The following is a 19,900-nucleotide window of genomic DNA, read 5'->3' as shown; positions in this document are numbered from 1 at the left end:
GCGCGACAGTAGCGGATAAGCCCCCGGCTGTGTACCCGGACCAAAAGGCTATGGGGAGGGCGGGACGCTTAATACTGCCTTAATCCTCTTTCGGCAGGCTGCAATACACGCACTATGACTGGGGCTTTTGGTTCTGGGGTGTGGTGGCAGGTCGTGGTTATTACAGGGGGCAGGCAATGAGAATGACAGGACCCTTGATGGGCGCCATCGCCTTGGCAGGCATGGGCATGGCCACTGGTTCGTACGCTCAAACGGACATGGACGAAGGCGCTTCACTGGCCGTGGTATGTGCCAGCTGCCACCAAGCTGATGGCGGTGGCATGAATATTCCGGGTGGCGAGTCCTGGCCGCGACTCGCCGGCCTGGATGCCGACTACATGAGCAAACAGTTGCGGGACTTCAAGAGTGGCAAGCGCAGCAATCCGAGCATGCAGCCCTTCGCCAGCATGCTCGATGAGCGGCAGATGCGGCTGGTGGCCGAGTATTACAGCCGGTTGCCCGCCACACCCGGAAAGGGCGGCGAACAGGCGACTGAACAGGAGCTTGCCCACGGCGAGAAGCTGGCGCTGCAAGGCGACTGGGATCGCTACATCGTGCCGTGCCGAAGCTGCCATGGGCCGGATAACCAGGGCGCGGGTGAGCACTTCCCCGGCATTGCCGGGCAGCACGCGGACTATATCGCCGGGCAGCTGCGTGCCTGGCAGGAAGGGACGCGGGACAACGATCCGCAGCATCTGATGGCGGCGATTGCCGAGCGTATGAGCGTCGAGGACATCCAGGCGGTCTCGCGCTGGCTTTCGCTTCAGCCCAGCCGGGAGGACGGCCAATGATCATCTTGAACGCTACCCTGACTGCAATCGTCCTCGGTCTGGGTGCCGGCCTGGCGCAGGCCGAGGCGCGTTACGGCACTGATATGCCCCAGCCCAGGCCCGGCGAATATGTGCATGTTCCGCCAACCCTGGAAGACCTGGAAAAAAGCCAGCTTCACCCTGAGCTGAAGCGCGTCATCCGGCGTGGCCATGACCTGTTCGTGAACACGCAGCAATTGCGCGGCAAGAACGTGTTCAACAGCATGAACTGCAACAGCTGCCACATGGGCGAGGGGCGCCTGCCATTCGCCGGTCCGGTCTGGCCGGCAGTGGTGACGCTGCCCAACTACCGGCCCAAGAACGATCATGTGAACAACCTCGAAGAGCGCATCGCCGGCTGTTTCAGTTATTCCATGAACGGCATGCCGCCGGACTATGGCAGTGACGACATGCTGGCCCTGACCGCCTATCACCAGTGGTTGGCCAAGGGGGTGCCGATGTATCAGAACGGGCAGAACATGTACGGTCGCGGCTATCCGAAGCTGCCCGAGCCGGCGCTGGGCATGGATTACCAGCGTGGTAGCCAGGTCTATGCGGAAAACTGCGCGCTCTGCCATGCCGCCGATGGCAGCGGCCTGGAGCAGAAGGGCAAAGTGGTCTTCCCGCCGGTATGGGGTGATGCCTCCTACAACTGGGGGGCCGGCATCAGCCGGCATTTCACCCTGGCTTCCTTTATCAAGCACAACATGCCGCTGGGCCGCCCGAACAGCCTGAGCGACCAGGACGCCTGGGACGTGGCCTACTACATCAACAGCCAGGAACGCCCGCAGGATGCGCGCTACACCGGTGATGTCCGGGAAACGCGCGCCAGGTACCTGGAAACCTTCCACACCCACACCAACTACGGGCTGGAAGTGGAGGGGCGCCTGCTGGGCGATCACGACAATGTGGGTGAAAAGGACTTTCTCAAACCCGAGATTCTGCGCCCGCGTACTTTCACCGCCGAATGACATCAGGGACGTGCGTCGCCCCTGCCTTCACTGAATGGAACCCTTTATGCCGACCATGACTCTGCCGGGGCGAGGCCTTGCCCTGGGTTTGCTGCTGGTGCCCGCTGCGGCGATTGCGGATTTCTTCGAGGACAGCAAGCAGTCGCTTGAGTTGCGCAACTTCTATATGAACCGGGATTACCGCGACGCAACTGACAGCACCAATACCCGACCGCCGAAACTGGTGAACAAGGATGAATTTCGCAGCAAGTCCGAAGAGTGGGCGCAGGGGGTAATCCTGCGCTACGAATCGGGTTTTACCGAAGGCACTTTCGGGCTGGGCGTCGATGCCATCGCCGGCCTGGGCATTCGCCTGGACTCCGGGCGCGGTCGCAGCGATACGCAGTTGCTGCAGATCGACCGCAGCGAGGGCCGTGCGGAACGCAGCTACGGCGATCTGGGACTGACCGCCAAGGCCAGGGTGGCCGAGAGCGTATTGCGGGTCGGTACATTGATGCCGCGTCTGCCGTCGGTCAGCGCCAATCTGGAAGGACGCCTGCTCCCGCAGAGCTTCCAGGGCGCGCAGTTGACCAGTACCGATATTGACGGGCTGTCCTTCAACCTCGGGCATCTGAACCGGATCAACCAGCGCTATTCGTCTGATCACGAGCCCATGACGCTGAACAACATTCCCCGAGGCATGCCGGTAAACAAGGCGGGCAGGTTTTCCCCCGGCAAGGTCGGGCAGAGCGACAGCTTCGACTTCGCCAGCTTCAGTTACCGCTGGAATCCGGGGCTGACCACGGCCTACAACGTTTCCCGGCTGGAGGGGCTGTACAGGCAGCATATCCTCAACGGCGTGCATGTCTTGCCGCTGGGTGAAGGGCGCTCTCTCAGGACTGATCTGCGCCTCTCCAGGTCCTCCGACGATGGCGGGACCAACGTGGACAACAAGGCCTTCTCCGGCATGCTGAGCTATGCCTTCGGCCATACCCGACTGGGCGTGAGCTACCAGAAGATGACCGGCGACACCGGCTACGTCTACATCAATGGCACCGATCCCTTTCTGGTCAACTATTCCCAGGTACGGGATTTCGCCAACAAGGACGAGAAGTCCTGGCAGCTCCGCTACGACTACGACTTTGCCGGTCTTGGCATTCCCGGTTTGAGCCTGTTCACCCGCTATGTCAGCGGTCATGGTGTGGACCGTGGTCCGGACCAGTCCAGCGGGCGTGAATGGGAGCGCGACTTCGACGTCACCTATGTCGTGCAGAACGGCCCGCTGAAGAACCTCAGCCTGCGTTGGCGCAACACCATGATTCGTTCGAACTTCTTCCGTGATCTGGATGAGAACCGCCTGATCGTCGGCTATCGCTTCGAGTTCTGATGGCGTCACCGCTGGCTGATCTCTCGGCGGCCAGCGGGTAGTGCGAGGTGCAGGAGGCAGGGGTGAGGCCGTTCGTCAGTGTGTGCGTCAGGTTGCAGCGTCGGCGATTCAGGGCGTTGGGCGGCAGTCTCGGTACGGCGCCTGTGTTAGTCTGCGCCTCTTTTTTGTTGCTCGAAGTCGCCAGGAGATTCCATGCGCGTGATTCGTTTGTTTGCCGCCGCGACCCTCGGTCTGCTCGGCTCCGTTGCCCTGGCCGCCGATGCCGACAAGGCGATCCGTGATGCGTTGCAGTCGATCCAGCCCGACATGCCCATCGAGGCCATTGCCGAAAGCCCGATGCCAGGCGTCTATCAGGTGCAGCTCAAGGGCGGGCGCCAGCTCTATGCCAGCGCCGATGGCCAGTTCGTGATCCAGGGCTATCTGTTCCAGTTCAAGGATGGTCAGGCGATCAACCTGACCGAGCAGGCCCAGAGCCGTTCGGTGGCGCAGGCCATCGCGGCGGTGCCCGTCAGCGAGATGGTCGTGTTCGCCCCGGAAAAGCCCAAGGCTCATATCACGGTGTTTACCGACACCGATTGCGTCTATTGCCAGAAGCTGCACAGTGAAGTGCCGGAGCTCAATCGCCTGGGTATCGAGGTGCGTTATATGGCGTTTCCCCGTCAGGGCATGATGAGCCACGGCGCCAGTACGCTGACCAGCGTCTGGTGCGCCAAGGACCAGCAGGCTGCGATGAACAAGGCCAAGGCCCGCAAGGACGTGCCGGTCGCTACCTGTGACAGCCCTGTTGCCGGGCAGTACGAGCTGGGCCAGATGATCGGCGTGCAGGGAACCCCTGCGATCATTCTCGCCGATGGCCAGATCATCCCCGGCTATCAGCCGGCGCCTCAGCTTGCCGAGCTGGCACTCCAGGCCAAGTGATGGCGGAGGCGCCTTCTCCAGGCGCCCGGCTGCACACTGGTTGAACTGTATCGCTCCCCGCGTTCAAAGTCTGAAGACATGCGAAGGGGGCGATCATGAAACTTGAAGGGTCCTGTCACTGCAAGGCCGTGCGTTTCTCGCTGGAATCGGCCACGCCTTATCCATTCATGCGCTGCTATTGCTCCATCTGTCGCAAGACGGCAGGTGGCGGCGGTTATGCGATCAACCTCGGCGGCGACTACCGGACGCTGGCGATAGAAGGGCGGGAGCACCTGAGCGTCTATCGGGCGCGTATGGTCGATCCTGAAACCGGCGCGGTCACCTTCAGCGAAGGGCAGCGTCACTTCTGCAGGCACTGCGGCAGCGCGCTCTGGCTATGGGACCCCGGCTGGCCGGAGCTGGTCCATCCGCATGCGTCGGCCATCGATACCGATCTACCCACGCCGCCCGAACACACTCACCTGATGCTCGACTCCAAAGCCAGCTGGGTCGAGCCGGAGATCCATGAGGGCGATAAATGCTTCGCTGACTACCCGGACGAGTCGCTGGCCCAGTGGCATGAGCGCCTCGGCCTGGGCGGGGCGGAAAGCTGAGCCCGTAGGGCCGAACTCGTTCGGCCTTTGCGCGGCGACGATGGCCGAATGAATTCGGCCCTCCAGATACTCTGTCGTATCGACCCGGAACGGGTACAGGCCCTGGTACACCTCCAGCCGATTTGACTAAATCCCGTGCGCTTCGTAATGTGCGACTCTTTTGTTCGGCTGGTGTGTCCGGTCGTTCGCTGGCAATGGGGAGTGCAGCTTGAAACCGGTGAAAGTTGGCATCTGTGGGCTGGGAACCGTCGGTGGCGGAACCTTCAATGTGCTCAAGCGCAATGCCGAGGAGATTGCCCGTCGCATCGGGCGTGGAATCGAAGTCGTGCAGATCGCGACCCGTCATCCGAATCCCCGTTGCGACACCGGTAGCATCGCCATTACCGACGACGTTTTCGCCGTCGCCGGCAACCCCGAAATCGATATCGTCGTCGAGCTGATCGGCGGCTACACCCTGGCCCATGAGCTGGTGCTCAAGGCCATCGAGAACGGCAAGCATGTGGTCACCGCGAACAAGGCGCTGATCGCCGTGCACGGCAACGAAATCTTCGCCCGCGCCCGTGAAAAGGGCGTCATCGTCGCCTTCGAGGCCTCGGTGGCAGGCGGCATTCCGGTGATCAAGGCGATCCGCGAGGGCCTGGCGGGCAACCGCATCAACTGGCTGGCGGGCATCATCAACGGCACCGGCAACTTCATCCTGACCGAGATGCGCGAGAAGGGTCGCACCTTCGAGGACGTGCTCAAGGAAGCCCAGGAGCTGGGTTATGCCGAGGCCGATCCGACTTTCGACGTCGAAGGCATCGATGCCGCGCACAAGCTGACCATTCTTGCCTCCATCGCCTTCGGCATTCCGCTGCAGTTCGACAAGGCCTATACCGAGGGCATTTCGCAGCTGACCACGGCTGACGTGAACTACGCCGAGGCGCTGGGTTATCGCATCAAGCACCTGGGCGTGGCGCGCCGCACCGACGCCGGCATCGAGCTGCGGGTGCATCCGACGCTGATCCCCGCCGACCGCCTGATCGCCAACGTCAACGGCGTGATGAACGCGGTGATGGTCAATGGCGATGCCGTGGGTTCGACGCTTTATTACGGTGCCGGCGCCGGCATGGAGCCGACCGCCTCGGCGGTGGTCGCCGATCTGGTGGACGTGGCGCGCGCGCTGAGTGCCGACCCGAGCAATCACGTGCCGCCGCTGGCGTTCCAGCCCGACGCACTGTCGGCTCATCCGATCCTGCCGGTCAGCGACTGCGAGAGCGCCTATTATCTGCGCATCCAGGCCAAGGATCATCCAGGCGTGCTGGCCCAGGTCGCGACCATTCTTTCCCAGCATGGCATCAACATCGAATCGATCATGCAGAAGGAAGCCGAAGAGCATGACGGCCTGGTGCCGGTCATCCTGGTCACCCATCGGGTGGTGGAGCAGCGCATCGACAACGCCATCTCCGCCCTCGAAACCCTCGATGACGTGGTTGGCAAGGTCGTGCGCATCCGGGTAGAGCAACTCGCTTGAGGCTGAAGGCTGGAGGCTGGACGAAAGTGCTTTTGCGTTCAGCCTCCAGCCTTCAGCGCTGTTATCGGCTTTTATGAAAGGTTTTTAGATATGCGCTATATCAGCACCCGTGGCCAGGCTCCGGCCCTGAATTTCGAAGATGTGCTGCTGGCCGGGCTGGCCAGCGACGGCGGCCTCTATGTGCCGGAGAACCTGCCGCGCTTCACCGTCGAGGAAATCGCCTCCTGGGCCGGCTTGCCGTACCACGAGCTGGCGTTCAAGGTCATGCGTCCCTTCGTGGCAGGCAGCATTCCTGATGCCGATTTCAAGCAGATTCTCGAAGAAACCTATTCTTCATCAGGGCAGGGCGTATTCGCCCATAGCGCGGTCGCACCGCTGCGCCAACTGGACGGCAACGAATGGGTGATGGAGCTGTTCCACGGCCCGACCCTGGCGTTCAAGGATTTCGCCCTGCAACTGCTCGGTCGCCTGCTTGACTACGTCCTGGCCAAGCGCGGCGAGCGGGTGGTGATCATCGGCGCCACTTCCGGTGATACCGGCTCGGCGGCCATCGAAGGCTGCCGCCGCTGCGACAACGTCGATATCTTTATCCTGCATCCGCACCAGCGCGTGTCTGAGGTGCAGCGCCGCCAGATGACCACCATCTTCGGCGACAACATCCATAACATCGCCATCGAAGGCAACTTCGACGACTGCCAGGAAATGGTCAAGGACAGCTTCGCCGACCAGGGCTTCCTCAAGGGCACCCGTCTGGTGGCGGTCAACTCGATCAACTGGGCGCGGATCATGGCCCAGATCGTCTACTACTTCCATGCGGCGCTGCAGCTGGGCGGTCCGGCGCGTTCCGTGGCGTTCTCGGTGCCGACCGGCAACTTCGGCGATATTTTCGCCGGCTACCTGGCACGCAACATGGGCCTGCCGATCAGTCAGTTGGTGGTCGCGACCAACCGCAACGACATCCTGCACCGCTTCATGAGCGGTAACCGCTACGACAAGGACACCCTGCATCCGTCGCTGTCGCCGTCCATGGACATCATGGTCTCGTCCAACTTCGAGCGCCTGCTGTTCGACCTGCACGGTCGCAACGGCGCCGCCGTGGCCGAGCTGATGAGCGCCTTCAAGGCCAGCGGCAAGCTGTCGGTCGAGGAAGAGCGCTGGACCGAGGCGCGCAAGTTGTTCGATTCCCTGGCCGTGGACGACGAGCAGACCTGCAAGACCATTGCCGAGGTGTTCGCGGCCACCGGCGAAGTGCTCGATCCGCATACCGCGATTGGCGTCTATGCTGCGCGCGAATGCCGCCGTAGCCTGGCAACGCCGATGGTGACCCTGGGCACCGCGCATCCGGTGAAATTCCCCGAGGCGGTGGAGAAGGCCGGAGTCGGTAAGGCGCTGGAATTGCCGGCGCATCTGGCCGACCTGTTCGAGCGTCCCGAGCGCTGCACCGTGCTGGCGAACGACCTCAAGGCCGTGCAGGCCTTCGTCAGCGAGCATGGCAATCGCGGCAAGCCGCTGTAAAGGCAAAAGACGACAAAAGCGCTGGAGGCTTGAGGCTGGACGAAAGGACCACTGCGAGTCGCTTTTTCGTCCAGCCTCAAGCCTCCAGCGCTTTGTCGGCCTCACCGCTGTTAGTCGTCAAACTCTTCCCAGCCGCCCATTTCCTTCCAGCGGTTGACGATGCCGCAGAACAGCTCGGCGGTCTTCTCGGTGTCGTAGCGGGCCGAGTGCGCTTCGCGCCCGTCGAAGTCGATGCCCGCCGCCTGACAGGCCTTGGCCAGTACGGTCTGGCCGTAGGCGAGGCCGGCGAGGGTGGCGGTGTCGAAGCTGGAGAAGGGGTGGAAGGGGTTGCGCTTGATGTCGCAACGGGCAATCGCCGCGTTGAGAAAGCCCAGGTCGAAGCTGCTGTTGTGCCCGACCAGAATGGCGCGCTTGCAGCCGGCGGACTTGACCGCCTTGCGTACGCCGCGGGTGATATCGCCCATTGCCTGTGCTTCGGGCACGGCCATGCGCAGGGGATGATCCAGCTTGATGCCGGTGAACTCCAGCGCGGCGGCTTCGATATTGGCGCCGGCGAAGGGCTCGACACGGTAGAACAGGGTGTCCTGTGGATAGAGCAGACCCTGTTCATCCATGCCGATGGTCACCGCGGCGATTTCCAGCAGGGCGTCGGTGGCGCAGTTGAAGCCGCCGCACTCGACGTCGACCACCACCGGCAGGAAGCCCCGAAAGCGCTGCGCCATGGGTGAGCGAGACTTGCCGGAGAGGTTGTTGTCCTGTTCGTCGTCGAACGAGTCCTCGCTCATGCGTTTGCCTCCAGTCGCCATTGCAGGGTTTCGCCGGCGCGCAGGGGCACCAGGTTGTGCTCGCCAAAGGGCAGGTTGCCCGGCACGCTCCAGGGCTCGCGAACCAGTGTGATCTGCTCGGTATTGCGCGGCAGACCATAGAAGTCGGCGCCGAAATGGCTGGCAAAGGCTTCCAGGCGGTCCAGCGCATTGCGCTGTTCGAACGCCTCGGCATAGAGCTCGATCGCCGCGAAGGCGGTGTAGCAGCCTGCACAGCCGCAGGCGTTTTCCTTGGCGTGCTGGGCATGGGGCGCCGAATCGGTGCCGAGGAAGAATTTCGGGCTGCCGCCGGTGGCGGCGTCGAGCAGCGCTTCCTGGTGAACGTTGCGCTTGAGGATCGGCAGGCAGAAAAAGTGCGGACGAATCCCGCCCACCAGCATGTGGTTGCGGTTGTAGAGCAGGTGGTGCGCGGTGATGGTCGCGCCGACATTGCTGGCCGAAGCTTCGACGAACTGCACCGCGTCACGGGTGGTGATGTGCTCGAATACCACTTTCAGCGTCGGAAAGCGTTCGGTGATCCGGCTCATCTGCTCCTCGATGAAGTATTTCTCGCGGTCGAAGATATCGATTTCCGAGCGTGTCACTTCGCCATGCACCAGCAGCGGCAGGCCGACCTCGGCCATGGTTTCCAGTACCGGGAAAATATTCTCGATGCGGGTCACGCCGGAGGCCGAGTTGGTGGTGGCGCCCGCTGGATAGAGCTTGGCCGCGTAAACATGGCCGCTGTTCTTGGCCGCGCGAATCTCGTCGGGCTGCGTGCCGTCGGTGAGATAGAGCACCATCAGCGGCTCGAAGGCGTTGCCCTTGGGACGGGCGGCAATGATCCGCTGGCGATAGTCGTGCGCTTCGGCGGCATTGCGCACCGGCGGCACCAGGTTCGGCATGACGATGGCGCGGGCGAATTGGCGTGCGGCGTCCGCCACGGTGTGTGCCAACGCCGCGCCATCGCGCAGATGGATATGCCAGTCGTCGGGACGAAGGAGAGTAATGCGATCGGACATGCGGGTTTCCAAGCGGATCAAACGTGCGCGAATGCTACCGGAAATGCGAGGAAAAATCGCCGCAGGCGGGATGCGGCGAGCTGAAAGGACCCCGTTGCGTGACGGCAGCGCCGCTGGAATGAAGATCTGCGCGTTCAAGTTTTTGCAGGGCGCACCGATACACAGGTTGAATGTTCCTTCCCCGTGGAGCCTCGTGTGCGCCTGCGCCCTCTTATCCTGGCTTGCCTTCTGGCCTCGCCGGCCAATGCCCTGACTTTCCAGACGCGTCTGGAGAGGGTGCAGTGGCAGGTCGAGGGGGATCAGTTCGAGTGCAGACTGGCGCAGCCGATTGCCGGCTTTGGTCGTGGCGAGTTCGTGCGGCGTGCCGGTGAGGAGGCGATCTTCCGCCTGCATTCGCCGGAGCGCTGGCTGGGCGCCGGCTCGGCGACACTGCTGGCAGCCGCTGCGCCCTGGCAGCCGAGCCGCAGTGATATCAACCTGGGTGTGGTTTCCGTGGGTGAGGGCGATATTCCGTTCAATAGCTCGCACCTGCAGGCTGGACGCCTGCTCAGTGGTCTGCTCGACGGTCGCAGTCCGGTGGTGCGTCATCGCACTCTGCACGGCGGTGAGGCGCTGGAAGTGCGCCTGCTGCCGGCGCGTTTCGGCAAGGCCTATGAGGATTTCCGTGGCTGCACGGCGAAGCTGCTGCCGGTGAATTTCGATCAGATTCGCAAGTCGCAGATCGGCTTCCCCAGCAGTGACGTGACACTCGATGCGCTGGGCCAGGCCAAGCTCGATATCATCCTGCAATACCTGCGGGCCGATCCCACGGTCAATCGTATCCAGCTCGATGGCCATTCCGACAACAGCGGCAACCGGCTCAGCAACCGCGACCTTTCCCGGCGTCGCGCCCTGGCTGTGGAGGAATATCTGCTGGCCAACGGCGTGCCGAAGGAGCAGATCACGTTGCGCTTCCATGGTGAGCAATACCCGCTGGTGCCCAACCGGAACGCGGCCAGCCGCGCCAAGAATCGCCGGGTGAGCCTGAGCCTGTATCGCGAGCCGGCCACTACCACAGCCGCTGCCGAAGCTGTCAGTCCGTCGTCCTGACCGGCAATCGGGCCATGCCAGGGGCTGTGCCCCTGTAAAACCAACGTCGCGACCAGTAGAATTGTCGTTTTCCTTCAATCCCGGGAGTGGATGGCAATGGCCGACGTAAAGAAGGTAGTCCTGGCGTATTCCGGTGGCCTGGACACCTCGGTGATTCTCAAGTGGCTGCAAGATACCTATAACTGCGAAGTGGTGACCTTCACCGCCGACCTCGGCCAGGGCGAGGAGGTCGAGCCGGCCCGCGCCAAGGCCAAGGCCATGGGTGTCGAGGAAATCTATATCGACGACCTGCGCGAAGAGTTCGTGCGCGATTTCGTGTTCCCGATGTTCCGCGCCAACACCGTCTACGAAGGCGAGTACCTGCTGGGCACCTCCATCGCCCGCCCGCTGATCGCCAAGCGCCTGATCGAGATCGCCAACGAGACCGGCGCCGACGCCATCTCCCACGGTGCCACCGGCAAGGGTAACGACCAGGTGCGTTTCGAGCTGGGCGCCTATGCGCTCAAGCCGGGCGTCAAGGTCATCGCCCCCTGGCGCGAGTGGGACCTGCTGTCGCGCGAGAAGCTGATGGACTACGCCGAGAAGCACGCTATCCCGATCGAGCGCCACGGCAAGAAGAAGTCGCCGTACTCCATGGACGCCAACCTGCTGCACATCTCCTACGAGGGCGGCGTGCTGGAAGACACCTGGACCGAGCATGAAGAGGACATGTGGCGCTGGACCAAGTCCCCGGAAGCCGCGCCAGATACCCCGACCTACATCGAGCTGACCTACCGCAAGGGCGATATCGTCGCCATCGACGGCAAGGAGCTGAGCCCGGCCACCGTGCTGGCCGAGCTGAACCGCATCGGCGGCGAGAACGGCATCGGTCGTCTGGACATCGTCGAGAACCGCTACGTGGGCATGAAGTCCCGTGGCTGCTACGAGACCCCTGGCGGCACCATCATGCTCAAGGCCCACCGCGCCATCGAGTCGATCACCCTGGACCGCGAAGTCGCGCATCTGAAAGACGAGCTGATGCCCAAGTACGCCAGCCTGATCTACAACGGCTACTGGTGGAGCCCGGAGCGCCTGATGCTGCAGCAGATGATCGACGCCTCCCAAACCACGGTGAACGGCGTGGTACGTCTGAAACTGTACAAGGGCAACATCATCATCGCCGGTCGCAAGTCCGACGAGTCCTTGTTCGACGCCAACATCGCTACCTTCGAGGACGATGCCGGCGCCTACGATCAGGCCGACGCCGCAGGCTTCATCAAGCTCAACGCCCTGCGCCTGCGCATCGCCGCCGGCAAGGGTCGCAGCCCGCTCTGATGTCGTTGTAGGAGCGAGGGGGACGCCTAGTTCTTGCTTGCGAAGCTTCACTTGTGAATGATCGCGAGCAAGCCCGCTCCTATATAAACACCGCGACCCCGGCCACAAGCCGGGGTCTGTGTTTTGATCGTGAACAGGTTCTTTGACGAGGAGAAACCCGATGAGACTACTCCACACCATGCTCCGCGTCGGCGATATGGACAGATCCATCGCCTTCTACACCGAAGTGCTGGGCATGACCCTGCTGCGCCGCAAGGATTACCCCGACGGCAAGTTCACCCTGGCATTCGTCGGTTACGGAGACGAGGCTCACAACAGCGTGCTGGAGCTGACCCACAACTGGGGCGTCGAAAGCTATGAGCTGGGCACCGGCTACGGGCATATCGCCCTGGAAGTGGAAGACGTCTACAAGGCGTGCGAGGACATTCGCAGCCGTGGTGGCAAGATCACCCGCGAGCCGGGGCCGATGCTGCATGGCAGCAGCATCCTGGCTTTCGTCGAGGACCCGGATGGCTACAAGGTGGAGCTGTTGTCGCCAAACCGCGGGGACTGATTCCTGAATGACCTGGCAGAATGAAAAAGCCCCGGATTCGGGGCTTTCTGCTTAAAGATCGAAGTCGAACTCGTTGAGCTGCTTGCGCAGTCGACGCTCTTCGAGCAGGTTGTCGATGATGCGGCGCTTGGTCAGGTTGGTCTTGGCCACTTCGACCGGGGCTTCTGCGGTATCGTCTTCGTCCTCACCGACGAAGTCGTCTTCAATCTCGATTTCTTCTTTCTCGGACACTTGTCTTACTCCACGGCTAAGGCGCGCTGATGGCGCACCTTATAGCGACAAAAAACAAGGCCGTAAAAAAGATTTTTTCAATCGCCCGATAGCTTTTACCTCCAAGCGCTCAATCGTCGGAGGTCTTGTGCTTGTATTCGCACAGGTCTTCGATACGGCAACTGCCACATTGGGGTTTGCGTGCCTTGCAGACGTAGCGTCCATGCAGGATCAGCCAGTGATGGGCATCCAGCAGATAGTCCTTGGGCACGAACCTGATCAGCTTGCGTTCGACTTCCAGCACGTTCTTGCCGGGGGCGATGTTGGTGCGGTTGGCGACGCGGAAGATATGGGTGTCGACGGCCATGGTGAACTGGCGGAACGCGGTGTTGAGCACCACGTTGGCCGTCTTGCGACCGACGCCGGGCAGGGCTTCGAGGTCTTCGCGGTTGTCCGGCACCTGGCTGCCATGCTTCTCGACAAGGATGCGACAGGTCTCGATGACGTTCTTCGCCTTGCCCCGGTACAGGCCGATGGTCTTGATGTACTCCGACAGTCCCTCGACACCCAGCGCGTAGATCGCCTCCGGCGTGTTGGCGACCGGATAGAGCTTGGCGGTGGCCTTGTTGACACCGACATCGGTGGCCTGCGCGGAAAGGATCACCGCGATCAGCAGCTCGAACGGCGTGCTGTAGGCCAGCTCGGTCTTGGGCTCGGGGTTGTCTTCGTGGAAGCGGCGAAAGATTTCCCGGCGTTTTTCTGCGTTCATGCAAACAGCTCCAAGCTTCAAGCCACAAGCGTCAAGCCGGGGCCGATAACGATGTCAGGGTCGCTGCCGCTTCTACTTGCCGCTTGAAGCTTGCAGCTTTCCACTTCATTCGATCACCCCGGTCACCCGAACCCGGCGGCTTTGTACCGCAGCTTCGGGCTGCTGCGCCCTGGCGCGCTCGGCCAATTGCAGGTCGATGCGGTTCTTCAGCGCGATCAGCAGGCCGAGGACGATAAAGGCGCCGGGCGGCAGGATTGCCAGCAGGAAGCCCTTGTAGTCGCTGAAGACGGTGATCTGCCAGTCGGCGGCGATGGGGCCGAACAGCAGCTGCATGTTGGCGAACAACGCGCCGGTACCGAACAGCTCGCGCAGACCGCCGAGCACCAGCAGCACCAGCGCGAAGCCCAGCCCCATGACCAGGCCGTCGAAGCTGGCGATCAGCGGATTGTGCTTGGCGGCGAAGCCGTCGGCACGACCGAGGATCACGCAGTTGGTGGTGATCAGTGGAATGAAGATGCCGAGGATCTGGTAGAGCTCGTAGGTGTAGGCCTGCATCAGCAGCTCGATGCAGGTGGTCAGCGCCGCGATGATCATCACGAAGGCCGGCAGGCGCACGGCAGTGTTGACCACGCCGCGCACCAGCGAAACGCTGAGGTTCGAGCAGACCAGTACCAGCGCCGTGGCCAGGCCAAGGCCGAGGGCGTTGACCGCGGAGTTGCTGACCCCGAGCAGCGGGCAGAGGCCCAGCAGCTGTACCAGCGCCGGATTGTTCTTCCAGAGGCCGTTGAGGCTCAGTTCGCGATAGCTGGGTGTGCTCATGGCGTGTCACCTGTCTGCTGCTCGGATTGCGGATCAGTGATCTGCATGTCGTCACGGGTTGCAGCGCTGCCGGCGCGGGAATGGCGGGTGGCTGTGTCGGGCTCGTCCAGCTCCGGTAACGCCTGCTCGGGGGCAACCGGGTGGGTGCTGGCGCCGAGCAGTTCGTCCTTGTGCGCATCGAAATACTGCAGGGCGCGGTGCACGGCGCCGACTACGGCGCGAGGGGTGATGGTCGCGCCGGCGAACTGGTCGAAGTCGCCGCGATCCTTCTTCACGGCCCAGCCGCTGGTTTGTGGGTTGTCCAGGGACCTGTCATCGAAACCCAGGATCCAGCGGTCCTTGGCCAGCTCGATCTTGTCGCCCAGGCCGGGGGTTTCGCGGTGGCGGACCACACGCACACCGGCGATGCGGCCATCGGCGAGCACGCCAACCAGCAGATGGATCGCGCCACTGTAGCCATCCGGCGCAATGGCCTGGAGGATCACCGCGCTGGGCTTGCCGTTGCTGCGGGCGATATAGGCGGGAACGGGCTGTCGGGTGCCGAGCAGCGGATGGTGCACGTCGACGCTGCTGTCGAGCAGATGGTTGTCGTAGCTGCCATGGGGCAGGATTTCGTTCAGGGCGCGCAGTTGCGCCGCACGCTCGGCGGCCTGAATGCGTTCGGTGGTGAGCTGCTGCAGCAGCGTCACCGCGCCCACGGTGACCACTGCGAACAACCCCAGCACCAGGGCGTTTCTGAACATCGAGCGGCTGAGTTCGGGAAGGATCATGTCATTCGCCCAGCTTGAAGCCACGCTCGGCCTTGCGGTGGCCGTAGGTGCGCGGACGGGTGTAGTAGTCGATGGTCGGTGCTGCCAGGTTCATCAGCAGCACGGCGAATGCCACGCCGTCGGGGTAGCCGCCCCAGGCGCGAATGACGTAGACGAGGATACCGACGCCGGCGCCGAAGATCAGCCGCCCAAGGGTACTGGTGGCGCTGCTGACCGGATCGGTCACGATAAAGAAGGCGCCGAGCATGGTGGCGCCGCTGAGCAGGTGGAACAGCGGTGAGCCGTTGCTATCGGAGCCCGAGCCGTTCCAGAACACCAGGCTCATCAGCGCCAGTGCCGCGAGCATGCCCACCGGCGCATGCCAACTGAACAGCCGTTTGTGCAGCAGAAACAGACCGCCAGCGAGGAATGCCAGGTTGGCCACCTCCGAGCCGATGCCGCCGAAGTGCCCGAATGCCGGATTGGCCCAGAGCTCGTCCACGGTCAGACTCTTGTTCAGTTTCATCGCGTCCAGTGCGGTGGCCTGGCTCCAGCCATCGGGCAGCGAGGCGATGCCGAGGATATGCTGCAGACCGGCGCTCAGGCCAACGCCGTGAGGCACCGGCCATGAAGTCATCTCCACCGGGAAGGAGATCAGTACCACGACGTAACCAATCATCGCCGGGTTGAAGGGGTTCTGGCCCAGCCCGCCGTAGAGCTGCTTGCCGAAGACGATGGCGCTGCCGGTAGCGATCAGCGTCAGCCACCAGGGTGAATAGGGCGGCAGGGCCAGCGCCAACAGCACGGCGGTGACCAGCGCACTGCCGTCACGCAGGAAGAACTGCACCGGGCGCTGCCGCACCTTGAGCATCAGGGCTTCGAAGCCCAGTGCGACGGCGCTGGCCCAGCACAGGTTGATCAGCGTGCCGGCGCCGTAAAGCCAGGTGAGGGCGACGACGCCTGGCAAGGTTGCAGCCAGCACCAGCAGCATGATCCGCTGGGTGCGGTTGCTGCCGGTGCTGTGCGGTGAGGTGATGCGTGGCAGGGCCATTGGCTCTCCGGTCGAATGTGGTGCGGGGCGCGGTCTTCACGGGGATTGTCGCGCCCGGATAGTTGCGCCTGTGGCGCCGCTATTTATGAGTCGGTGTGTTCCTGCAGCTTGCGCTCGGCTTCGCTCAGGCGCTGACGGGCGGCCTCGATCGCGGTAGTGTCGTTGTCGGTAGCGCGTTCCAGCTTGCGCAGGTCGGCGCGAGCGAAGGCGACTTCGGTCTTCAGGGCGCGGGCCTGCTCGTCTATCGGACGCTTGTCGGTACGAACCAGCTCTGGTGCGGGCTTGGCGGAGTTTTCTTCCGCCGCGTGCAGGGCCTGTTCGGCACTGGCCAGACCGTCGCGCAGTTTGCCGAGCTCGGCTTCGTCGGCACCGGCCTTTTCGGCTTTCTTCAGTTCGGCGCGTTTCATCGCCAGTTCGATCTTGGCTTTCTTCAGGGCCTCGTCGGCGACCGGTTTCTTGGCAACGGGAGCGCTTTGCTGTACGCCGGCCAGTGCCTGTTCCGCTTCGGCAAGTTGCGCTTGCAGGCGGGTCAGCTCGGTCTGTTGTTCCTCATCGCGGGTTTCGAGCTTTTCCAGCTTGCGTAGCTGGGCGCGGAGCATCGCGGCTTCGATCTTGGCTTGCTTGGCGGCTTCGTCGTTGGCCGGCTTGCTCGGAGCAATGGGTGCGTTTTGCTGTGCCTCAGCCAGTGCCTGCTCGGCTGTGGTCAATTGCGCCTGCAAGTGGGTCAGTTCGGCCTGCTGCTGCTCGTCTCGACTCTCCAGTTTTTCCAGCTTGCGGACCTGTGCACGCAGCATGGCGGCTTCGATTTTGGCCTTCTTCGCAGCCTCGTCACTGGCCGGGGCCGGTGCGGCTTCGGCTGGTGCGGCAGCGTTGGCTTCGTCCAGGGCTTGCTGCGCCTGGCTGGCAGCGACACGCAGTTCGGCGACCTGTGCCTCCAGCTCGGGCGTGGCATGGGCGGCGAGCTGTTTCTCGGCTTTCTTCAGGGCGACCTGGGCCATGCTGGCTTCGATCTTGAGTTTCTTCTGTTCCTCGGACAGGCCGGCCTTTTGCGCCTGGACGCGGGCGACCGGGTCATCCTGGCCGGCTTGCGCCTGTGCCTCCTTGGCGCGCGCGGCGCGTTCGGCACGGGCCTTGCGGTCGGCTTCCTTCTGCTCTTCGGCGCGGCGCAGGCGTTCCTGGCGCAGTTCGAAGCGCTGTCTGGAGTGCTCGGCCTTCTGCTGCTTGTGCTCCAGGGCGCGGATCTCGCCCTTGGCGGCGCGGTAGTACTGCACCAGCGGAATGCTCGAAGGGCAGACGTAGGCGCAGGCGCCGCATTCGATGCAGTCGAACAGGTTGTAGGCCTTGAGCTGCTCGTGTTCCTGGCCCAGGGCGAAGAAATGCAATTGCTGCGGCAGCAGGCTGGCCGGACAGGCTTCGGCGCACTCGCCGCAACGGATGCAGGGCAACGCCGGCGGTGGTGGCGGCAGCTCGGCGAGGGTGCTGGCCAGCAGGCAGTTGGTGGTCTTGATCAGCGGCACGTCCAGCGACGGCAGGGTGAAGCCCATCATCGGTCCGCCCATGATCAGGCGGTTGAGCTTGCCGCTGTCGAGCCCGGCGAAGGCCAGCAGCTCGGCCACCGGTGTGCCGATCAGCGCCTCGACGTTCATCGGCTCGGCCAGGGCTTCACCGGTCAGGGTGGTGATGCGCGAGATCAGCGGCTTGCCCAGAAGCACGGCATCATGAATGGCGACGCAGGTGCCGACGTTCTGGCAGAGCATGCCGATATCGGCGGGCAGGCCGCCGCTGGGGACCTCCTCGCCGGTGAGGATCTGGATCAGCTGCTTTTCGCCACCGGAGGGGTATTTGGTGGGGAAGACCTTGAGCGCATAGGGCCTGTCGCCCAGCGCGGCGCGCACGGCTTCGATGGCTTCGGGCTTGTTGTCCTCGATGCCGATCAGCACCCGCTGCGGCTGGATCAGGTGTTCGAGGATCTCGATACCGGCGACCAGTTCGGCGGCCTTCTCGCGCATCAGCAGGTCATCGGCGGTGATGTAGGGTTCGCACTCGGTGCCGTTGATGATCAGCGTGTGAATCGCCTGCGTGGGCGGCGCGGTGAGTTTCACGGCAGTGGGGAAGCCGGCGCCGCCGAGGCCGTTGATACCGGCCTGACGGATGATTTCCAGCAGATCGGCAGGCGGCAGCTGGCGGTAATCGGTGCGTGGCTGCAGTTCGATCCACTGGTCCCGACCGTCGCTGTCGATGACGATGGCCGTCGCGGTCATGCCCGAGACGTGCGGGTAGGGCTGTGGGCCGATGAAACTGACGGTGCCCGAGGTGGGCGCATGCAGCGGCGCGCTGACGAAGCCGCTGGCCTCGGCGATCAGTTGGCCCTTGAGCACCGGCTCGCCGAGGGTGACGCAGGGTTCGGCGGGCGCGCCCAGGTGCTGGGCAAGCGGCACGATCAGCCGCGCGGGCAGCGGCATCTGCCGGACCGGCGTGCGGTTGGACAGCTCCTTGCGCTCCGGCGGATGGATGCCGCCGTGGATGTTCCAGACGTTCAACGAGGTCATGCGGCCTGCTCCCGGTCACTGGCGATCAGCTGGCCCGGCGCCAGCGGCTGGTCCCATTTCCAGCTCTGCAGGTTACTGCCCAGTTCGATCATGTCGATGCAGTCCACCGGGCAGGGCTCGACACAGAGGTCGCAGCCGGTGCATTCGGAAACGATCACCGTGTGCATCTGCTTGGCCGCGCCGACGATGGCATCCACCGGGCAGGCCTGGATGCACTTGGTGCAGCCGATGCACTCGGCTTCGCGAATGTAGGCGACGCGCGGCGGCACTTCGCCTTCCACGGCATCCAGCGGCTCCGGCTCGACATCCAGCAGGTCGGCCAGTGCCTGGATGGTGGACTCGCCACCCGGTGGGCACTTGTTGATCTTGTCGCCGCCGGCGATGGCCTCGGCGTAGGGCTTGCAGCCTGGATAGCCGCACTGGCCGCACTGGGTCTGCGGCAGCAGGGCGTTGATCTGCTCGGCGATCGGGTCGCCCTCGACCCGGAAGCGCACTGCCGCGAATCCCAGGATCGCGCCGCACACCAGGCACAGCGCCAGCAGCGCGAGTACGGCAATCAGAACCAGGCTCATAGCTTGATCAACCCGGTGAAGCCCATGAATGCCAGCGACATCAGGCCGGCGGTGACCATGCCGATGGCCGCGCCCTGGAACGAGCGGGGAACGTCCGCAATGGCGATGCGTTCACGCATGGCGGCGAACAGCACCAGCACCAGGGAAAAGCCCAGGCCGGCGGCAAAGCCGTTGGCGGTCGCGGTGATGAAGGTGAATTCGGACTTGTTGGCATTGAGCAGGGCCACGCCCAGCACGATGCAGTTGGTGGTGATCAGCGGCAGGAAGATGCCCAGCACGCGATAAAGCAGCGGACTGGTCTTGTTCACCACCATTTCGGTGAACTGCACCACCACGGCGATCACCAGGATGAAACTGATGGTGCGCAGGAATTCCAGATCCAGCGGCTTGAGTACATATTGCTGTACCAGATAGCTGCACATCGCCGCCAATGTCAGCACGAAGGTGGTGGCCAGGGAGAGTCCGATGGCGGTTTCGATCTTTTTCGAGACGCCCATGAACGGGCACAGGCCGAGAAACTGTACCAGCACGAAATTGTTGACCAGGATGGCGCTAACCATGATCAGGGCGAGTTCGGTCATGCGGGTTCCTGTGGTGCTCTGTATGAGCCCGAGGCTAAAAGGCCGCCATTATCGGCAAGCGGTCGCGGCCATACAAGTCGCGACTGGCTGTCGCA

Annotated in this window: 20 protein-coding genes; 10 read left to right on the top strand and 10 right to left on the bottom strand. The window is 63.3% G+C overall.

The window, feature by feature from the left end; genetic code table 11:
• The first annotated feature begins 182 nt into the window (after positions 1–182).
• From G7020_RS12585 to thrC, 7 genes are all read left to right on the top strand, one after another.
• Entirely contained in the window at positions 183–830 is a 648-nt protein-coding gene (locus G7020_RS12585) for a c-type cytochrome (protein ID WP_181084894.1), read from the top strand.
• Positions 827–1,819: a c-type cytochrome gene (locus G7020_RS12580; RefSeq protein ID WP_181084893.1), complete on the top strand. Its 993-nt coding sequence runs from the start codon at positions 827–829 to the stop codon at positions 1,817–1,819. The genes G7020_RS12585 and G7020_RS12580 overlap by 4 nt, the downstream gene beginning before the upstream one ends.
• Positions 1,820–1,865: 46 nt before the next feature.
• Positions 1,866–3,185, top strand: a complete 1,320-nt coding sequence (locus tag G7020_RS12575; RefSeq protein ID WP_258189338.1) for an OprD family porin — start codon at positions 1,866–1,868, stop codon at positions 3,183–3,185.
• A gap of 192 nt (positions 3,186–3,377) precedes the next feature.
• A complete protein-coding gene (locus tag G7020_RS12570) occupies positions 3,378–4,103 on the top strand; it encodes a disulfide isomerase DsbC N-terminal domain-containing protein (protein WP_181084889.1) in 726 nt (241 codons plus the stop codon).
• Between the two features lie 95 nt (positions 4,104–4,198).
• Entirely contained in the window at positions 4,199–4,696 is a 498-nt protein-coding gene (locus tag G7020_RS12565; RefSeq protein ID WP_181084887.1) for a GFA family protein, read from the top strand.
• Between the two features lie 208 nt (positions 4,697–4,904).
• Positions 4,905–6,209 (top strand): homoserine dehydrogenase, encoded by a 1,305-nt coding sequence (locus G7020_RS12560; protein WP_181084886.1) that lies wholly within the window; start codon positions 4,905–4,907, stop codon positions 6,207–6,209.
• 90 nt (positions 6,210–6,299) lie between these two features.
• On the top strand, positions 6,300–7,724 hold the full coding sequence (thrC, locus tag G7020_RS12555) for a threonine synthase (RefSeq protein WP_181084885.1): 1,425 nt from the start codon (positions 6,300–6,302) through the stop codon (positions 7,722–7,724).
• Positions 7,725–7,834: 110 nt separating this feature from the next.
• On the opposite strand, the gene rnt is transcribed toward thrC, so the two are convergent.
• Positions 7,835–8,509 carry a ribonuclease T gene (rnt, locus tag G7020_RS12550; protein ID WP_181084883.1) on the bottom strand — a complete coding sequence of 225 codons (675 nt, stop codon included), beginning with the start codon at positions 8,507–8,509 and terminating at the stop codon, positions 7,835–7,837.
• Positions 8,506–9,549 (bottom strand): dihydroorotase, encoded by a 1,044-nt coding sequence (gene pyrC / locus G7020_RS12545; protein ID WP_181084881.1) that lies wholly within the window; start codon positions 9,547–9,549, stop codon positions 8,506–8,508. The genes rnt and pyrC overlap by 4 nt, the downstream gene beginning before the upstream one ends.
• A 195-nt stretch (positions 9,550–9,744) precedes the next feature.
• Between pyrC and G7020_RS12540 the strand changes: the two genes are divergently transcribed.
• The 3 genes from G7020_RS12540 to gloA all read left to right on the top strand — a co-directional run bounded on the left by G7020_RS12540 (position 9,745) and on the right by gloA (position 12,505).
• Positions 9,745–10,638, top strand: coding sequence for an OmpA family protein (locus G7020_RS12540; RefSeq protein ID WP_181084879.1), 894 nt, complete (start codon positions 9,745–9,747; stop codon positions 10,636–10,638).
• 96 nt (positions 10,639–10,734) lie between these two features.
• A complete protein-coding gene (locus G7020_RS12535; protein WP_181084877.1) occupies positions 10,735–11,952 on the top strand; it encodes an argininosuccinate synthase in 1,218 nt (405 codons plus the stop codon).
• Between the two features lie 160 nt (positions 11,953–12,112).
• Positions 12,113–12,505 (top strand): lactoylglutathione lyase, encoded by a 393-nt coding sequence (gene gloA, locus G7020_RS12530; RefSeq protein WP_181084875.1) that lies wholly within the window; start codon positions 12,113–12,115, stop codon positions 12,503–12,505.
• Between the two features lie 51 nt (positions 12,506–12,556).
• Here the strand turns inward: gloA and G7020_RS12525 are convergent, their stop codons facing one another.
• The 8 genes from G7020_RS12525 to rsxA all read right to left on the bottom strand — a co-directional run bounded on the left by G7020_RS12525 (position 12,557) and on the right by rsxA (position 19,805).
• Positions 12,557–12,736, bottom strand: coding sequence for a PA3496 family putative envelope integrity protein (locus tag G7020_RS12525; RefSeq protein ID WP_181084873.1), 180 nt, complete (start codon positions 12,734–12,736; stop codon positions 12,557–12,559).
• A gap of 109 nt (positions 12,737–12,845) precedes the next feature.
• A complete protein-coding gene (gene nth, locus G7020_RS12520; RefSeq protein ID WP_181084871.1) occupies positions 12,846–13,484 on the bottom strand; it encodes an endonuclease III in 639 nt (212 codons plus the stop codon).
• 105 nt (positions 13,485–13,589) lie between these two features.
• Positions 13,590–14,303 carry an electron transport complex subunit E gene (locus tag G7020_RS12515; protein ID WP_181084869.1) on the bottom strand — a complete coding sequence of 238 codons (714 nt, stop codon included), beginning with the start codon at positions 14,301–14,303 and terminating at the stop codon, positions 13,590–13,592.
• A complete protein-coding gene (gene rsxG / locus G7020_RS12510; protein WP_181084867.1) occupies positions 14,300–15,073 on the bottom strand; it encodes an electron transport complex subunit RsxG in 774 nt (257 codons plus the stop codon). The genes G7020_RS12515 and rsxG overlap by 4 nt, the downstream gene beginning before the upstream one ends.
• A 1-nt stretch (position 15,074) precedes the next feature.
• A complete protein-coding gene (locus G7020_RS12505) occupies positions 15,075–16,103 on the bottom strand; it encodes an RnfABCDGE type electron transport complex subunit D (RefSeq protein WP_181084865.1) in 1,029 nt (342 codons plus the stop codon).
• A gap of 83 nt (positions 16,104–16,186) precedes the next feature.
• Positions 16,187–18,652, bottom strand: coding sequence for an electron transport complex subunit RsxC (gene rsxC / locus G7020_RS12500; protein WP_181084863.1), 2,466 nt, complete (start codon positions 18,650–18,652; stop codon positions 16,187–16,189).
• On the bottom strand, positions 18,649–19,224 hold the full coding sequence (rsxB, locus tag G7020_RS12495; protein WP_181084861.1) for an electron transport complex subunit RsxB: 576 nt from the start codon (positions 19,222–19,224) through the stop codon (positions 18,649–18,651). The genes rsxC and rsxB overlap by 4 nt, the downstream gene beginning before the upstream one ends.
• On the bottom strand, positions 19,221–19,805 hold the full coding sequence (rsxA, locus tag G7020_RS12490; RefSeq protein WP_014851830.1) for an electron transport complex subunit RsxA: 585 nt from the start codon (positions 19,803–19,805) through the stop codon (positions 19,221–19,223). Before rsxA ends, rsxB begins: the two co-directional genes overlap by 4 nt.
• Positions 19,806–19,900 lie beyond the last annotated feature (95 nt).

Origin of the sequence: Stutzerimonas stutzeri (genome assembly GCF_013522825.1) — a bacterium.
In the GTDB taxonomy this organism is placed as follows: Bacteria; Pseudomonadota; Gammaproteobacteria; order Pseudomonadales; family Pseudomonadaceae; genus Stutzerimonas; species Stutzerimonas stutzeri_AK.
The sequence above is the reverse complement of the archived record's forward strand: the minus strand, read 5'-3'. Positions and strand labels throughout refer to the sequence as shown.

Bases quoted from the DNA above. Each gene is read 5' to 3' on its own strand.
- G7020_RS12585 (WP_181084894.1), top strand. From the start codon at position 183: ATGACAGGACCCTTGATGGGCGCCATCGCCTTGGCAGGCATGGGCATG.
- G7020_RS12580 (WP_181084893.1), top strand. From the start codon at position 827: ATGATCATCTTGAACGCTACCCTGACTGCAATCGTCCTCGGTCTGGGT.
- G7020_RS12575 (WP_258189338.1), top strand. From the start codon at position 1,866: ATGCCGACCATGACTCTGCCGGGGCGAGGCCTTGCCCTGGGTTTGCTG.
- G7020_RS12570 (WP_181084889.1), top strand. From the start codon at position 3,378: ATGCGCGTGATTCGTTTGTTTGCCGCCGCGACCCTCGGTCTGCTCGGC.
- G7020_RS12565 (WP_181084887.1), top strand. From the start codon at position 4,199: ATGAAACTTGAAGGGTCCTGTCACTGCAAGGCCGTGCGTTTCTCGCTG.
- thrC (WP_181084885.1), top strand. From the start codon at position 6,300: ATGCGCTATATCAGCACCCGTGGCCAGGCTCCGGCCCTGAATTTCGAA.
- rnt (WP_181084883.1), bottom strand. From the start codon at position 8,509: ATGAGCGAGGACTCGTTCGACGACGAACAGGACAACAACCTCTCCGGC.
- pyrC (WP_181084881.1), bottom strand. From the start codon at position 9,549: ATGTCCGATCGCATTACTCTCCTTCGTCCCGACGACTGGCATATCCAT.
- G7020_RS12535 (WP_181084877.1), top strand. From the start codon at position 10,735: ATGGCCGACGTAAAGAAGGTAGTCCTGGCGTATTCCGGTGGCCTGGAC.
- gloA (WP_181084875.1), top strand. From the start codon at position 12,113: ATGAGACTACTCCACACCATGCTCCGCGTCGGCGATATGGACAGATCC.
- nth (WP_181084871.1), bottom strand. From the start codon at position 13,484: ATGAACGCAGAAAAACGCCGGGAAATCTTTCGCCGCTTCCACGAAGAC.
- G7020_RS12515 (WP_181084869.1), bottom strand. From the start codon at position 14,303: ATGAGCACACCCAGCTATCGCGAACTGAGCCTCAACGGCCTCTGGAAG.
- rsxG (WP_181084867.1), bottom strand. From the start codon at position 15,073: ATGATCCTTCCCGAACTCAGCCGCTCGATGTTCAGAAACGCCCTGGTG.
- G7020_RS12505 (WP_181084865.1), bottom strand. From the start codon at position 16,103: ATGGCCCTGCCACGCATCACCTCACCGCACAGCACCGGCAGCAACCGC.
- rsxC (WP_181084863.1), bottom strand. From the start codon at position 18,652: ATGACCTCGTTGAACGTCTGGAACATCCACGGCGGCATCCATCCGCCG.
- rsxB (WP_181084861.1), bottom strand. From the start codon at position 19,224: ATGAGCCTGGTTCTGATTGCCGTACTCGCGCTGCTGGCGCTGTGCCTG.
- rsxA (WP_014851830.1), bottom strand. From the start codon at position 19,805: ATGACCGAACTCGCCCTGATCATGGTTAGCGCCATCCTGGTCAACAAT.